At 52.9% G+C, this 14,245-nt stretch carries 13 protein-coding genes and 5 tRNA genes; all 18 read left to right on the plus strand.

Going from position 1 to position 14,245, the window contains the following annotated elements; translation table 11 throughout:
* Positions 1-4 precede the first annotated feature (4 nt).
* On the plus strand, positions 5-2,641 hold the full coding sequence (gene mngB / locus HWQ15_RS14900) for a mannosylglycerate hydrolase (protein WP_063149457.1): 2,637 nt from the start codon (positions 5-7) through the stop codon (positions 2,639-2,641).
* Positions 2,642-3,321: 680 nt separating this feature from the next.
* Positions 3,322-4,890 carry a cytochrome ubiquinol oxidase subunit I gene (cydA, locus tag HWQ15_RS14905; protein ID WP_023299615.1) on the plus strand — a complete coding sequence of 523 codons (1,569 nt, stop codon included), beginning with the start codon at positions 3,322-3,324 and terminating at the stop codon, positions 4,888-4,890.
* A 15-nt stretch (positions 4,891-4,905) separates the two neighbouring features.
* Entirely contained in the window at positions 4,906-6,045 is a 1,140-nt protein-coding gene (gene cydB / locus HWQ15_RS14910) for a cytochrome d ubiquinol oxidase subunit II (protein ID WP_022647469.1), read from the plus strand.
* 14 nt (positions 6,046-6,059) lie between these two features.
* On the plus strand, positions 6,060-6,173 hold the full coding sequence (cydX, locus tag HWQ15_RS14915; protein WP_014169181.1) for a cytochrome bd-I oxidase subunit CydX: 114 nt from the start codon (positions 6,060-6,062) through the stop codon (positions 6,171-6,173).
* On the plus strand, positions 6,173-6,463 hold the full coding sequence (ybgE, locus tag HWQ15_RS14920; protein WP_003858596.1) for a cyd operon protein YbgE: 291 nt from the start codon (positions 6,173-6,175) through the stop codon (positions 6,461-6,463). The genes cydX and ybgE overlap by 1 nt, the downstream gene beginning before the upstream one ends.
* Before the next feature lie 148 nt (positions 6,464-6,611).
* On the plus strand, positions 6,612-7,016 hold the full coding sequence (gene ybgC, locus HWQ15_RS14925) for a tol-pal system-associated acyl-CoA thioesterase (protein ID WP_003858593.1): 405 nt from the start codon (positions 6,612-6,614) through the stop codon (positions 7,014-7,016).
* Positions 7,013-7,705, plus strand: coding sequence for a Tol-Pal system protein TolQ (gene tolQ / locus HWQ15_RS14930; protein ID WP_022647470.1), 693 nt, complete (start codon positions 7,013-7,015; stop codon positions 7,703-7,705). The genes ybgC and tolQ overlap by 4 nt, the downstream gene beginning before the upstream one ends.
* Before the next feature lie 3 nt (positions 7,706-7,708).
* Positions 7,709-8,137: a colicin uptake protein TolR gene (gene tolR, locus HWQ15_RS14935; protein WP_003858589.1), complete on the plus strand. Its 429-nt coding sequence runs from the start codon at positions 7,709-7,711 to the stop codon at positions 8,135-8,137.
* Between the two features lie 28 nt (positions 8,138-8,165).
* Positions 8,166-9,452, plus strand: coding sequence for a cell envelope integrity protein TolA (gene tolA, locus HWQ15_RS14940; protein WP_063149458.1), 1,287 nt, complete (start codon positions 8,166-8,168; stop codon positions 9,450-9,452).
* A gap of 129 nt (positions 9,453-9,581) precedes the next feature.
* Positions 9,582-10,874 carry a Tol-Pal system beta propeller repeat protein TolB gene (gene tolB / locus HWQ15_RS14945; RefSeq protein WP_045308832.1) on the plus strand — a complete coding sequence of 431 codons (1,293 nt, stop codon included), beginning with the start codon at positions 9,582-9,584 and terminating at the stop codon, positions 10,872-10,874.
* 34 nt (positions 10,875-10,908) lie between these two features.
* Entirely contained in the window at positions 10,909-11,430 is a 522-nt protein-coding gene (pal, locus tag HWQ15_RS14950; RefSeq protein ID WP_003858578.1) for a peptidoglycan-associated lipoprotein Pal, read from the plus strand.
* 9 nt (positions 11,431-11,439) lie between these two features.
* Positions 11,440-12,228 carry a cell division protein CpoB gene (cpoB, locus tag HWQ15_RS14955; RefSeq protein WP_045621772.1) on the plus strand — a complete coding sequence of 263 codons (789 nt, stop codon included), beginning with the start codon at positions 11,440-11,442 and terminating at the stop codon, positions 12,226-12,228.
* Positions 12,229-12,389: 161 nt separating this feature from the next.
* Positions 12,390-12,465: transfer RNA gene (locus tag HWQ15_RS14960), tRNA-Lys, on the plus strand.
* 27 nt (positions 12,466-12,492) lie between these two features.
* Positions 12,493-12,568: transfer RNA gene (locus HWQ15_RS14965), tRNA-Val, on the plus strand.
* A 3-nt stretch (positions 12,569-12,571) separates the two neighbouring features.
* A tRNA-Lys gene (locus tag HWQ15_RS14970) sits at positions 12,572-12,647 on the plus strand.
* 41 nt (positions 12,648-12,688) lie between these two features.
* Positions 12,689-12,764, plus strand: a tRNA-Lys gene (locus tag HWQ15_RS14975).
* A 31-nt stretch (positions 12,765-12,795) separates the two neighbouring features.
* Positions 12,796-12,871 (plus strand) — tRNA-Lys (locus tag HWQ15_RS14980).
* Between the two features lie 330 nt (positions 12,872-13,201).
* Positions 13,202-14,245: a quinolinate synthase NadA gene (nadA, locus tag HWQ15_RS14985; protein ID WP_032676358.1), complete on the plus strand. Its 1,044-nt coding sequence runs from the start codon at positions 13,202-13,204 to the stop codon at positions 14,243-14,245.

Below are 14,245 nucleotides of genomic sequence, written 5' to 3' on the forward strand. Positions count from 1 at the left end.
GAAGATGAAAGCTGTATCTCGCGTTCATATCACGCCACATATGCACTGGGACCGGGAGTGGTACTTCACCACCGAAGCGTCACGTATTCTTCTGGTCAATAATATGGAAGAGATCCTCACCCGTCTTGAGCAGGACGCAGAGTATAAATACTACGTTCTCGACGGCCAGACGGCGGTGCTGGAAGATTATTTTGCCGTGAAACCGGAAAACAGGCCACGCGTGAAGGCGCTGGTGGCGGCCGGGAAGCTGATTATCGGGCCGTGGTATACCCAGACGGACACCACCCTTGTCTCCGGCGAGTCGATTGTGCGCAATCTGATGTACGGCATGCGCGACTGTCTGGCCTTTGGCGAGCCGATGAAAATTGGCTATCTGCCGGACTCCTTCGGCATGTCTTCCCAGCTGCCACACATTTACAACGGTTTTGGCATCACGCGCACCATGTTCTGGCGCGGCTGTTCCGAGCGGCACGGTACCGATAAAACCGAATTTCTCTGGCAAAGCCAGGACGGCAGCGAAGTGACGGCACAGGTGCTGCCGCTGGGCTACGCGATTGGTAAGTACTTACCGGAGGATGAAGCCGGACTGCGCAAACGGCTCGACAACTACTTCGAGGTGCTCGAAAAAGCCTCCGTGACGAAAGAAATTTTGCTGCCTAACGGCCATGATCAGATGCCGCTCCAGCAGAACATATTTGCGGTGATGGATAAGCTGCGCAAAATCTATCCGCAGCGTCAGTTTGTGATGAGCCGCTTCGAGGAGGTGTTTGACCATATCGATGCGCACCGCGATGAACTGGCGACGCTGAAAGGGGAATTTATTGACGGTAAATATATGCGGGTGCACCGGACGATCGGCTCCACGCGGATGGACATCAAAATCGCCCACGCCCGGATAGAGAATAAAATCGTCAACGTCCTCGAGCCGTTGGCTACGCTTGCCTGGACGCTGGGCTTTGACTATCACCACGGCTTGCTGGAAAAAATGTGGAAAGAGATCCTCAAGAATCACGCCCACGACAGTATCGGCTGCTGCTGCAGCGATAAAGTGCATCGCGAGGTGATGTCACGCTTTGAGCTGGCGGAAGACATGGCTGATAACCTGACGTGCTTCTATATGCGCAAGATTGTCGACAACATGCCGCAGAGCGAGGAAGACAAACTGGTGATGTTTAACCTCACGCCCTGGCCGCGTGAGGAAGTGATCAACACCACGATACGTCTGCGCGCCAGCCAGTTCCGCCTGTTGGACGAAAAGGGAAATGAAATCCCTTATTATCTCCGCAGCGCGCGTGAGATAGACCCCGGGCTGATTGACCGGCAGATAGTGCATTACGGCAACTACGATCCCTTCATGGAGTTTGACATCCAGCTCAACCAGATCCTGCCATCTATGGGTTACCGCACGCTCTATATCGAGCCGCACGTGGCCGGCAAACTGCAGACGCCAGATAAATCGCCGGAGGCGTTACTGGAAAATGCTTTCTGGGAAGTAACGTTAAACGAGGACGGTACTTTGCGTCTGCTCGATAAAGCGTCCGGGCTTATCTATGACCGCGCGCTGGAAATTGAAGAGAGCTCGGATGATGGCGATGAGTACGACTACTCGCCTTCACGGGAAGAGTGGAGACTCTCTTCCGCGCAGGGCGAACATGAGGTTGAGGTGATCCACGAGGCCTGGCAGAGCAGGGCGGTGATCCGCCATCGAATGGCAGTGCCAGCGGATCTCGCTGAACGTTCTGCGCGTCAGCAGACGGGAACGCTTGAGGCAGAACTCACGGTCACGCTCAGCCATAACAGCCGACGTATCGACGTCGAGGCACGTCTCGGAAATCACGCGGATGACCACCGTGTGCGGGTGCTGATCCCGACACCATTCACCACAGAGACGGTCTTAGCCGATACCCAGTTTGGTTCGCTGACGCGCCCTGTACAGGATGAAGCGATGGCAGACTGGCAGGAGGAGGGATGGAAGGAAGCGCCGCTGCCGGTGTGGAATCTGCTCAACTACGCGGTGCTCCAGGAACGGCGTAACGGGATGGCGCTATTTACCGAAGGGTTGCGCGAATTCGAAGTAACAGGTGAGCGTCAAAACACGTTTGCCCTGACGTTGCTTCGCGGCGTCGGGTTGCTTGGGAAGGAAGACTTACTTCTGCGCCCTGGCAGACCGTCCGGGATCAAAATGCCGGTGCCTGATTCGCAGATGCGGGGCCAGTTAACCTGTCGCTTTAGCCTGTTCAGTTTTAATGGTACGCCCGTCAGTGCTGGCGTTGCGCAGCAGGCGAAGTCGTGGTTAACGCCAGTGCACTGTTATAACAAAATTCCGTGGGATGCGATGAAGCTTAACCGTGCCTCTTTCACCACACCCTGTAGCTATAGCCTGCTAACGCTGGCGCCTAACGGATGTGTACTCAGTGCGCTGAAAAAAGCGGAGGATCGTGACGAGATGATTCTTCGTCTGTACAACCCTTCGGAGACCCGCTCCTGTGACGTGGCTTTGTCTGTGAACCGTGAGGTCCAGGCCTGTTGCGAAACGGACATGAATGAGGTGTGCAAAGCGCAAGGGGAGGAGGGCTCAGCCATTACGGGGCCTTTCCGGCCAGGCCAGTCACGGACCTTCAGCATAAAAATTGAAAGGTAATCTCAAGAACAATATCAAGGCCGCAACCCTGCGGCCTTTATTTCATCAAATAGTCACTAAAGGGTGTTAATTTTAAGATTAGCGAAGGTGAATGAAATGTAATCTTTTTGGCGGGTAGTAAAGCGAAAGAAAAATACTGTGAAGCGGATAACATTATATGTTTCTCTCCCTGCAAAAAGGTCTTTTTTCACACGCGTTAATAAAAATCACAACTGTTTATATTATCTTCTGGCTTTTATAACCATTAATGCCTTTAAATATACATGTTATTAACAAGGTTTTTACTATCCATGTCACAAAGAAACATCATTAACAGTACCGGCTGTTTTTGATTTAAATCAATGTTTAATCCTTGGAAAAAGGCTCCAAAAGGCGTTAAATTGTTCCCGATCAAAATGGCCGAAAAGTGGTAATTTTGCTATAAATTGATCGCCGTCGAAAAACGTAAATCTGTTCGAATAAAAACCTGTTTATTGTAAGGGTTTTGCAGCGTATTATATTTACGGGATCAATTTGGTTTTTTCTTAACGTATTTGTAACCTTTCATCATTGCTTTTTCCTCCTGTAGAGAATAAGCAACGAAGAAGGGAAGCAGATAACTTTGTATTGGGGCATGCGTGTGGATCCTTATCTAACGGGGTTCACTCTCGGAGTCTTCATGCGATGAGCAAGGAGTCATAATGTTAGACGTAGTCGAACTGTCGCGCTTACAGTTTGCCTTGACCGCGATGTACCACTTCCTTTTTGTGCCGCTGACGCTCGGTATGGCGTTCCTGCTGGCCATCATGGAAACGGTTTACGTCCTCTCCGGCAAACAGATTTATAAAGATATGACCAAGTTCTGGGGCAAGTTGTTTGGTATCAACTTTGCGCTGGGCGTGGCAACCGGTCTGACCATGGAGTTCCAGTTCGGGACAAACTGGTCTTACTATTCCCACTATGTAGGGGATATTTTCGGTGCGCCGCTGGCCATTGAAGGTCTGATGGCCTTCTTCCTCGAATCCACCTTTGTAGGTCTGTTCTTCTTCGGTTGGGACCGTCTGGGTAAAGTCCAGCATATGGCGGTAACCTGGCTGGTGGCATTAGGCTCCAACTTGTCCGCACTGTGGATCCTGGTGGCGAACGGCTGGATGCAAAACCCAATCGCCTCTGATTTCAACTTCGAAACCATGCGTATGGAGATGGTCAGCTTCGCTGAGCTAGTCCTGAACCCGGTTGCCCAGGTTAAATTCGTGCACACCGTGGCGTCTGGCTATGTGTGCGGCGCGATGTTCGTGCTGGGCATCAGCTCCTACTATATGCTGCGCGGCCGTGACTTCGCGTTCGCCAAGCGTTCTTTCGCTATCGCAGCAAGCTTCGGTATGGCCGCGATTCTGTCCGTTATTGTTCTGGGTGATGAATCCGGTTACGAAATGGGTGACGTGCAGAAAACCAAACTCGCCGCAATTGAAGCTGAATGGGAAACCCAGCCGGCACCGGCAGCGTTTACCCTGTTCGGCGTGCCTGACCAGGACGCGCAGGAAAACCGCTTCGCCATTCAAATTCCTTACGCTCTGGGTATTATCGCCACGCGCTCCGTCGACAAACAGGTGACTGGCCTGAAAGATCTGATGGTGCAGCATGAAGAGCGTATCCGTAACGGGATGAAAGCCTACTCGCTGCTGGAACAGCTGCGCGCCGGCTCTACCGACCAGGCCGTTCGCGATCAATTTAACGACGTGAAGAAAGACCTCGGTTACGGTCTGCTGCTGAAACGCTATACCCCGAACGTCTCCGACGCGACGGAAGCGCAGATTCAGATGGCAACCAAAGACTCTATTCCACGCGTTGCGCCGCTGTACTTCGCGTTCCGCATCATGGTGGGTTGCGGCATTATCATGCTGCTGATCATCGCGGCCTCGTTCTGGTCAGTCATTCGTAACCGTATCGGTGAGAAAAAATGGCTGCTGCGCACCGCGCTGTACGGTATCCCACTGCCATGGATTGCTATCGAGTCCGGCTGGTTTGTTGCGGAATATGGCCGTCAGCCATGGGCGATCGGTGAGGTGCTGCCAACAGCGGTAGCGAACTCCTCCCTGACCGCAGGCGACCTGATCTTCTCCATGCTGCTGATTTGCGGTCTGTACACCCTGTTCCTGGTGGCTGAACTGTTCCTGATGTTCAAGTTCGCGCGCCTTGGCCCAAGCAGCCTGAAAACCGGTCGCTACCACTACGAGCAGTCTGTTACGACTACTCAGCCGGCACGCTAAGACAGGAGTCATCAAATGATCGATTATGAAGTATTGCGTTTTATCTGGTGGCTGTTGATCGGCGTTCTGCTGATTGGTTTTGCGGTCACCGATGGTTTCGATATGGGCGTGGGCATGCTCACCCGTTTCCTCGGTCGTAATGACACCGAGCGTCGAATCATGATCAACTCCATCGCCCCGCACTGGGACGGTAACCAGGTGTGGCTGATCACCGCAGGCGGCGCGCTGTTCGCTGCCTGGCCGATGGTTTACGCGGCTGCGTTCTCCGGCTTCTATGTGGCGATGATTCTGGTGCTGGCCTCTTTATTCTTCCGTCCGGTAGGTTTTGACTACCGCTCCAAGATTGAAGACACCCGCTGGCGTAACATGTGGGACTGGGGCATCTTCATTGGTAGCTTCGTTCCACCGCTGGTCATTGGTGTGGCGTTCGGTAACCTGTTACAGGGCGTACCGTTCCACGTCGACGAATATATGCGTCTGTTCTACACCGGTAACTTCTTCCAACTGCTGAATCCGTTTGGTCTGCTGGCTGGCGTGGTGAGCGTGGCGATGATCATCACCCAGGGCGCAACCTATCTCCAGATGCGTACCGTGGGTGAACTGCACCTGCGTTCCCGTGCGACCGCTCAGGTGGCGGCGCTGGTGACGCTGGTCTGCTTCGCGCTGGCAGGCGTGTGGGTCGTGTACGGTATTGATGGCTACGTGGTGACCTCCGCCATTAACCATACCGCACCGTCTAACCCGTTGACCAAAGAGGTGGCGCGTCAGGCTGGCGCATGGCTGGTGAACTTCAACAATATGCCTGCGCTGTGGGCTATCCCTGCTCTGGGTGTGCTGCTGCCACTGCTGACAGTGTTAATGTCTCGTCTGGAGAAAGGCGCTATGGCGTTCGTGTTCTCTTCCCTGACGCTGGCGTGCATTATCCTGACGGCAGGTATTGCTATGTTCCCATTCGTGATGCCATCCAGCACCATGATGAATGCTAGCCTGACCATGTGGGATGCAACGTCCAGCCAGTTGACGTTGAACCTGATGACGTACGTTGCTTGCGTGTTCGTGCCGATTATCCTGCTCTACACCGCCTGGTGTTACTGGAAAATGTTCGGTCGCATCACTAAAGAACATATCGAAAGCAACACCCACTCTATGTATTAAGTAAGGAGCTGAATATGTGGTATTTCGCATGGATTTTAGGGACGCTTCTTGCCTGTGCATTTGGTGTCATCACTGCCCTGGCGCTTGAGCATGTAGAAGCGTCTAAAGCAGGTGAAGATAAGCACTAATGAATATTATCGCAACGTTATATGCGGTAATGGACAAGCGCCCCCTGCGGGCGCTTTCCCTCATTATGGCATTACTGCTGGCGGGCTGTATCTTCTGGGACCCGTCGCGCTTCGCGGCTAAAACCAGCGAGCTTGAGATCTGGCACGGCTTCTTGATTATGTGGGCGGTGTGTGCAGGTGTGATTCACGGTGTCGGCTTTCGTCCGAAAGCGCTTCACTGGCAGGGCATCTTCTGCCCGCTGATTGCCGATCTGGTTCTTCTCGCCGGTTTGATTTTCTTCTTCTTCTGAATAAGAAATGTCCGTTAATGATATGGGCTTACCCGAGCCCATAAAAATTTACTCTCCGTTTACTTTCCCCCATTCCAAACCATCATTCCCGCGCGTATAGTAGCGAAGTTTGAAAGCTCCAACTTTTCTTGTATTACCGGGATGTAAAGTGAATACAACGCTGTTTCGATGGCCGGTACGTGTCTATTACGAAGATACCGATGCCGGTGGTGTGGTCTACCACGCCAGCTACGTTGCTTTTTATGAACGGGCACGCACAGAGATGCTGCGCCATCATCACTTTAGTCAACAGGTGCTGTTGGCTGAGCGAGTTGCCTTCGTGGTACGCAAGATGACGCTTGAGTATTTTGCGCCTGCCAGACTCGACGATATGCTCGAAGTCCAAACAGAAATTACATCAATGCGCGGAACTTCACTGGTTTTCACGCAGCGGATAGTCAATGCAGAGAACACGGTACTGAACTCAGCTGAAGTCCTGATTGTCTGTGTTGATCCAACCATAATGAAGCCTCGTGCGCTTCCTAAGTCTATTGTCGCGGAGTTTAAGCAGTGACTGACATGAATATCCTTGATTTGTTCCTGAAGGCAAGCCTTCTGGTTAAACTTATCATGTTGATTTTGATTGGTTTTTCAATCGCATCCTGGGCCATCATCATCCAGAGAACGCGTATCCTCAATGCCGCTGGCCGCGAAGCCGAAGCGTTTGAAGATAAGTTCTGGTCGGGTATAGAGCTTTCTCGTCTCTATCAGGAAAGCCAGGGACGCCGTGATAACCTTTCAGGCTCCGAACAAATTTTTTATAGTGGTTTCAAAGAGTTCGCTCGCTTACACCGTGCTAACAACCATGCGCCGGAAGCCGTGGTAGAAGGTGCGTCGCGTGCGATGCGCATCTCCATGAATCGCGAACTGGAAAATCTTGAAACGCATATTCCTTTCCTCGGAACCGTTGGCTCCATCAGCCCGTATATCGGCCTGTTTGGTACGGTGTGGGGGATCATGCACGCCTTTATCGCCCTGGGGGCGGTGAAGCAGGCAACCTTGCAGATGGTGGCACCGGGTATCGCAGAAGCACTGATCGCGACCGCAATCGGTCTGTTCGCGGCAATTCCGGCGGTAATGGCGTACAACCGTTTGAACCAGCGCGTGAATAAACTGGAACTGAACTACGACAACTTTATGGAAGAGTTCACCGCGATTCTGCATCGTCAGGCGTTTACCAGCACCGAGAGCAACAAGGGGTAAACCATGGCCAGATCGCGTGGACGAGGTCGTCGCGAGCTCAAGTCCGAAATCAATATCGTTCCGTTACTGGACGTGCTGCTGGTGCTGCTGCTGATCTTTATGGCGACAGCGCCCATCATCACCCAGAGCGTGGAAGTGGATCTGCCGGATGCGACAGAATCACAGGCGGTAAGCACCAATGACGATCCTCCGGTCATCATTGAGGTTTCCGGCGTAGGGCAGTACAGCGTGGTGGTAGAGAAAGATCGTATGGATCAGCTTCCGCCCGAGCAGGTTATTGCTGAAGCGCAACGACGCCTGGAGTCAAATCCGAAGACGGTCTTCTTAATCGGTGGTGCGAAAGACGTACCATATGATGAAATTATCAAAGCGCTGAACTTGCTACATAGCGCGGGCGTTAAGTCAGTTGGCTTAATGACTCAGCCTATTTGATCATCTGCGTAGTTTTTGGGAACCGATAGTGTCAAAGGCAACCGAACAGAACGACAAGCTTAAGCGAGCGATAATCGTCTCCGCAGTGCTGCACGTGATTCTTTTTGCAGCGCTGATCTGGAGTTCGTTCGATGAGCACCTTGATGCATCAGGCGGCGGTGGGGGCTCGTCCATCGACGCCGTCATGGTGGATCCCGGTGCGGTAGTGCAGAACTATAATCGCCAGCAACAGCAGCAGGCGAGTGCAAAACGTGCGGAAGAACAGCGTGAAAAACAGGCGCAACAGCAGGCGGAAGAGCTACGTGAAAAGCAGGCCGCCGAGCAGGAGCGTCTGAAGCAGCTTGAGAAAGAGCGTTTGCAGGCACAGGAAGCGGCGAAAGAGCAGGCGGAGCAGCAGAAACAGGCTGAAGCCGCTGCGAAGAAAGCTCAGGAACAGCAGAAGCAAGCGGAAGAGGCGGCAGCCAAAGCCGCAGCAGACGCTAAGGCGCAGGCAGATGCTCAGGCGAAAGTAGCCGCAGAAGCAGCGAAAAAAGCCGCTGCTGACGCGCAGAAGAAGGCCGAAGCAGAAGCCGCGAAGAAAGCCGCTGCTGATGCGAAGAAGAAAGCGGAAGCCGAAGCCGCGAAAAAAGCCGCTGCTGACGCACAGAAGAAAGCCGAAGCAGAAGCCGCGAAGAAAGCCGCCCAGGAAGCAGAGAAAAAAGCGGCCGCCGAAGCGGCGAAGAAAGCGGCTGCCGCTGAGAAAGCTGCGGCAGAAAAAGCCGCCGCTGCGGAAAAAGCCGCTGCTGATAAAAAAGCTGCAGCTGAGAAAGCCGCTGCTGATAAAAAAGCTGCAGCTGAGAAAGCCGCTGCCGATAAGAAAGCAGCAGCCGAAAAAGCCGCTGCTAAAAAGGCCGCTGCCGCTGAGAAAGCTGCCGCAGCCGCAGGAGTTGACGATCTGCTGGGCGACCTGAGTTCCGGTAAGAATGCACCGAAAACGGGCGGTGGGGCGAAAGGAAATGGACAGCCGTCAAAAGACAGCGGTACCTCCGGAGCCAACGGTGGGGCAACAGGTGCAGATATCAGTGCTTATGCCAAACAGATCCAGGTTGCGATTCAGAGCCGACTCTTTGATGCAGGCCTGTATCAGGGCAAGCAATGCGTACTGCACATCAATCTTGCGCCAGACGGCAGGTTGAAAAGCGTGACGTCTGAAGGGGGCGATCCTGCGCTCTGTCAGGCAGCGTTGGCCGCAGCCAGATCGGCGAACATTCCTAAACCGCCTAGCGAGGCTGTTTATGAAAGGATAAAAGATGCCAAACTGGACTTTAAGCTGTAATCAACTCTTCTAACGGAAGTATGAAAAACAGTCTATGGTCGTAAACAGGATAAGTAGTTTTGTCTATTTGGGTTTGTTAACATTCTGCTAAATTATCGTGGGTAAGGTTACCCAGATAAGGGAGATATGATGAAGCAGGCATTACGTGTAGCAGTTAGTTTTTTAATGCTGTGGGCAGCTGTACTGCACGCAGAAGTACGTATCGAGATCACCCAGGGGGTGGACTCGGCGCGTCCGATTGGTGTCGTTCCGTTCCAGTGGGCAGGCCCGGGCGCTGCGCCTGAAGATATTGGCGGCATTGTTGCAGCTGACCTGCGTAACAGCGGTAAATTTAACCCATTAGATCGTTCCCGCCTGCCTCAGCAGCCGGGTACTGCGCAGGACGTTCAGCCTGCTGCATGGTCTGCGCTGGGTATTGATGCGGTAGTTGTCGGTCAGGTTACGCCTGCACCAGACGGCGGCTATAACGTTGCGTATCAGCTGGTTGATACCGGCGGTGCGCCGGGTACCGTTCTGGCTCAGAACACGTATAAAGTGAACAAGCAGTGGCTGCGCTACGCTGGCCATACGGCGAGTGACGAAGTGTTCGAGAAGCTGACCGGTATTAAAGGTGCGTTCCGTACCCGTATCGCGTACGTGGTTCAGACCAACGGCGGACAGTTCCCGTATGAGCTGCGCGTCTCTGACTACGATGGCTACAACCAGTTCACCGTTCACCGTTCTCCACAGCCGCTGATGTCTCCGGCATGGTCTCCTGACGGCTCTAAGCTGGCGTACGTGACCTTCGAGAGCGGCCGTTCCGCGCTGGTTATTCAGACGCTGTCTAACGGTGCCGTGCGCCAGGTTGCTTCATTCCCGCGCCACAACGGTGCACCTGCGTTCTCTCCGGATGGGACTAAGCTGGCCTTTGCCCTGTCTAAAACCGGTAGCCTGAACCTGTATGTGATGGATATTGGATCTGGTCAGATCCGCCAGATTACGGACGGCCGTAGCAACAATACTGAACCAACCTGGTTCCCGGACAGCCAGAATCTGGCCTTTACGTCTGACCAGGCGGGTCGTCCACAAGTCTATAAAATGAATATCAACGGCGGAGCAGCGCAGCGTATTACCTGGGAAGGTTCTCAGAACCAGGATGCTGACGTCAGTGCCGATGGTAAAACAATGGTAATGGTTAGCACTGCGGGTGGTCAGCAGCACATTGCCAAACAAGATCTGGTAACGGGAGGCGTACAAATACTGTCGTCAACGTTCCTGGATGAAACGCCAAGTCTGGCACCTAACGGCACTATGGTAATCTACAGCTCTTCTCAGGGGATGGGATCCGTGCTGAATCTGGTTTCTACAGATGGGCGTTTCAAAGCGCGTCTTCCGGCAACTGATGGACAGGTAAAATCACCTGCCTGGTCGCCGTATCTGTAATAATAATTAATTGATTACTAAAGGAATCTTAGAAATGCAACTGAACAAAGTGCTGAAGGGGCTGATGATCGCTCTGCCTGTTATGGCAATCGCAGCGTGTTCTTCTAACAAGAACGCAAGCAATGACCAGAGCGGCGAAGGCATGATGGGTGCCGGCACCGGTATGGACGCTAACGGCAATGGCAATATGTCTTCTGAAGAGCAAGCGCGTCTTCAGATGCAGCAGTTACAGCAGAACAACATCGTTTACTTCGATCTGGATAAATACGACATCCGTTCTGACTTCGCTGCGATGCTGGATGCGCACGCAAACTTCCTGCGTAGCAACCCGTCTTACAAAGTCACCGTAGAAGGTCACGCGGACGAACGTGGTACTCCGGAGTACAACATCTCCCTGGGTGAACGTCGTGCAAACGCTGTTAAAATGTATTTGCAGGGTAAAGGCGTTTCTGCTGACCAGATCTCCATCGTTTCTTACGGTAAAGAAAAACCAGCAGTACTGGGTCACGACGAAGCGGCTTACTCCAAAAACCGTCGTGCCGTACTCGTTTACTAAGAGAATTGCATGAGCAGTAACTTCAGACATCATCTGATGAGTCTGTCGTTACTGGTTGGAATAGCGGCCCCCTGGGCCGCTTTTGCTCAGGCACCAATCAGTAGTGTCGGCTCAGGCTCGGTAGAAGACCGGGTTACTCAACTCGAGCGTATTTCTAACGCTCACAGCCAACTTTTAACTCAACTCCAGCAGCAGCTTTCCGATAACCAGAATGATATTGATTCCCTTCGTGGTCAGATTCAGGAGAGCCAGTATCAGCTTAATCAGGTTGTGGAGCGCCAGAAGCAAATTTTGTTGCAGATGGATAGCCTGAACAGCGGCGGAGCAACAGCACAGCCAGCAGCAGGCGATCAAAGCGGTACGGCGACGCCTGCACCTGCGGCAGATGCCTCCGCGTCGTCAGGTGCGCCTGTACAGAGCGGTGACGCGAATACGGACTATAACGCGGCCATTGCCCTGGTGCAGGATAAATCGCGCCAGGACGATGCTATCGTTGCGTTTCAGAACTTCGTTAAGAAGTACCCTGATTCCACTTACCAGCCAAATGCGAACTACTGGCTGGGTCAGTTGAATTACAACAAGGGTAAAAAGGATGATGCGGCGTTTTATTTTGCCTCTGTGGTGAAAAATTACCCGAAATCACCGAAAGCGCCTGATGCGATGTATAAAGTCGGCGTGATCATGCAGGACAAAGGCGACACTGCAAAAGCCAAAGCGGTTTATCAGCAGGTGGTTGCAAAATTCCCGGGTACAGACGGCGCCAAACAAGCGCAAAAACGTTTAAGTTCGATGGGTTGATTATCGCATGACCAGAAATCGCGTCATTTCTGGTCGTGCAGCATGATTCCTAAGCAGTTAAGTGATCTTCATCGAAATTTTTGTTGCGCAGAATTCTTAAATCAGTAATATATGCCGCCGTTGCCACGGGATATCAAACAACGTGAAAGCAGCGCAAAAGTGGGTCGTTAGCTCAGTTGGTAGAGCAGTTGACTTTTAATCAATTGGTCGCAGGTTCGAATCCTGCACGACCCACCACTTAAAGCAGTTCCGGCAGTACAGAGTGGGTGATTAGCTCAGTTGGTAGAGCATCTCCTTTACACGGAGGGGGTCGGCGGTTCGAGCCCGTCATCACCCACCACTCGGGTCGTTAGCTCAGTTGGTAGAGCAGTTGACTTTTAATCAATTGGTCGCAGGTTCGAATCCTGCACGACCCACCAATTTTATTGGTTCCGAGTGATAATTCAGGCAACACCCGAATGGGTCGTTAGCTCAGTTGGTAGAGCAGTTGACTTTTAATCAATTGGTCGCAGGTTCGAATCCTGCACGACCCACCAGCCTGAATAGATTTGAAGTACATCCCGCAAGGGGTCGTTAGCTCAGTTGGTAGAGCAGTTGACTTTTAATCAATTGGTCGCAGGTTCGAATCCTGCACGACCCACCAATTTTAATGTCTTACTCAGATACTACACGTGAAGGATAACGTTGCTTTAGCAACGGCCCGAAGGGCGAGGCGAAGCCGAGTCATCCTGCACGACCCACCAGTGTTGAAAGGCGCCCTAAAGGCGCCTTTTTGCTATCTGTCGTTCGCCAGTGCCTTGTAAGTCGGGTAAGGCGAAGCCGCCACCCGACAGATGCTACCGGCATCAATTCCCGATGACATTCCCCCTCAAATTCGCTATCTTGTTTAGTATACAAAACACCATTGCCTCATTTTTGTTATCTCATGCAAAACAAAGGCAATATTGTTAAGCCAGTAAAACGAGAAGCCATAATGAGTGTGATGTTTGATCCCGAAACCGCAATCTATCCCTTCCCGCCGAAGCCAGCTCCGCTAAGCCGGGATGAGAAGCAGTTCTATCGTGAAAAAATCAAGCGCCTCCTTAAAGAGCGTGATGCGGTGATGGTGGCGCATTACTACACCGACCCGGAAATTCAGCAGCTGGCGGAAGAGACGGGCGGCTGTATCTCAGACTCCCTGGAGATGGCGCGTTTCGGTGCTAAGCATTCAGCCTCCACGCTGCTGGTCGCGGGGGTTCGTTTTATGGGTGAAACGGCAAAAATCCTCAGCCCGGAAAAAACGATTCTGATGCCTACGCTGAATGCCGAATGTTCTCTTGACCTCGGTTGCCCGATTGATGAGTTCACCGCCTTCTGTGATGCCCACCCTGACCGTACCGTGGTGGTCTATGCCAATACGTCTGCGGCGGTGAAAGCCCGGGCAGACTGGGTAGTAACGTCCAGTATTGCCGTTGAGCTGATTGAACATCTGGACAGCCTGGGGGAGAAAATCATCTGGGCGCCCGATCGTCACCTGGGAAACTACGTACAAAAACAGACCGGTGCGGATGTTCTGTGCTGGCAGGGCGCCTGTATCGTTCACGACGAGTTTAAGACCCAGGCACTGACCAGGATGAAACGCTTATACCCGCAGGCCGCAATTCTGGTGCATCCGGAGTCGCCGCAGTCGATTGTTGAGATGGCGGACGCCGTCGGCTCAACCAGCCAGTTGATAAACGCGGCAAAAACCCTGCCGCACAAGCAGCTCATCGTGGCGACCGATCGCGGTATCTTCTATAAAATGCAGCAGGCCGTACCAGAAAAAGAGCTGCTCGAAGCGCCAACCGCCGGAGAAGGGGCGACCTGTCGAAGCTGCGCGCACTGCCCGTGGATGGCGATGAATGGACTTAAGGCGATAGCGGAGGGGCTGGAGATCGGTGGCGCAGCGCATGAGATCCACGTGGACGCCGCCCTGCGCGAAGGCGCGTTAATTCCGCTTAACCGTATGCTGGATTTTGCGGCTACACTACGTACTTAA

The sequence above is a fragment of the Enterobacter sp. DSM 30060 genome, from assembly GCF_013375955.1.
Taxonomy (GTDB): Bacteria; Pseudomonadota; Gammaproteobacteria; order Enterobacterales; family Enterobacteriaceae; genus Enterobacter; species Enterobacter intestinihominis.

Coding starts and splice junctions, on each gene's coding strand:
- cydB (WP_022647469.1), top strand. CDS start 4,906: ATGATCGATTATGAAGTATTGCGTTTTATCTGGTGGCTGTTGATCGGC.
- tolB (WP_045308832.1), top strand. CDS start 9,582: ATGAAGCAGGCATTACGTGTAGCAGTTAGTTTTTTAATGCTGTGGGCA.
- cydX (WP_014169181.1), top strand. CDS start 6,060: ATGTGGTATTTCGCATGGATTTTAGGGACGCTTCTTGCCTGTGCATTT.
- mngB (WP_063149457.1), top strand. CDS start 5: ATGAAAGCTGTATCTCGCGTTCATATCACGCCACATATGCACTGGGAC.
- cydA (WP_023299615.1), top strand. CDS start 3,322: ATGTTAGACGTAGTCGAACTGTCGCGCTTACAGTTTGCCTTGACCGCG.
- nadA (WP_032676358.1), top strand. CDS start 13,202: ATGAGTGTGATGTTTGATCCCGAAACCGCAATCTATCCCTTCCCGCCG.
- pal (WP_003858578.1), top strand. CDS start 10,909: ATGCAACTGAACAAAGTGCTGAAGGGGCTGATGATCGCTCTGCCTGTT.
- cpoB (WP_045621772.1), top strand. CDS start 11,440: ATGAGCAGTAACTTCAGACATCATCTGATGAGTCTGTCGTTACTGGTT.
- ybgE (WP_003858596.1), top strand. CDS start 6,173: ATGAATATTATCGCAACGTTATATGCGGTAATGGACAAGCGCCCCCTG.
- tolR (WP_003858589.1), top strand. CDS start 7,709: ATGGCCAGATCGCGTGGACGAGGTCGTCGCGAGCTCAAGTCCGAAATC.